A 515-nucleotide genomic window follows, 5' to 3' on the forward strand; every position below is an offset into this window, starting at 1 on the left:
GGGGGGGCGTTTGACAGGTCGCCCCCACGCCTAATCCACAATGAACAACTTCGCCCCGATCGTAGTGAATGACCGATGTCCCTCAGCATTATTGCCCACCTGATAGCTCATGCCAGGCGTCAGTGTGAACTGACGACCATCTTCCAGTTCTGTATGCAACTGACCCTCCAGGCACAACAAGATGTGCCCCCTCCAACACCAGTGATCGGCCAGATATCCAGGGCTGTATTCGACCATCCGCACACGCTCTGAACCAAACTGGCAGGTACGCCAATAAGCTGTGCCTGTCTGACCGGGATGTGCCACCGGATCTATCGTTGACCAGTCGGTGGTACCAAATGGGATTGCAGTGAGATCCATTGTTGCCTCATTGAAATGCAATAAATTCAGACCGTATCATTCGAGCAATGGTGCCGATAGACACAGAAGGCCCGCATTTATGTAATACAGGCGCGGTGACAGAAACTGCCTTCACCCTGCCACTGGATAGCCATTCGGTGCTGCTATCGCGGGTA

Annotated in this window: 1 protein-coding gene; it reads right to left on the bottom strand. The window is 53.6% G+C overall.

What is annotated here, in order from left to right; genetic code table 11:
* Positions 1–30 precede the first annotated feature (30 nt).
* On the bottom strand, positions 31–360 hold the full coding sequence (locus E1K68_RS27540) for a DHCW motif cupin fold protein (protein ID WP_212614965.1): 330 nt from the start codon (positions 358–360) through the stop codon (positions 31–33).
* Positions 361–515: the final 155 nt, after the last annotated feature.

The organism is Pseudomonas sp. B2021 (assembly GCF_018135665.1).
In the GTDB taxonomy this organism is placed as follows: Bacteria; Pseudomonadota; Gammaproteobacteria; order Pseudomonadales; family Pseudomonadaceae; genus Aquipseudomonas; species Aquipseudomonas lactis.

Bases quoted from the DNA above. Each gene is read 5' to 3' on its own strand.
- E1K68_RS27540 (WP_212614965.1), bottom strand. From the start codon at position 360: ATGGATCTCACTGCAATCCCATTTGGTACCACCGACTGGTCAACGATA.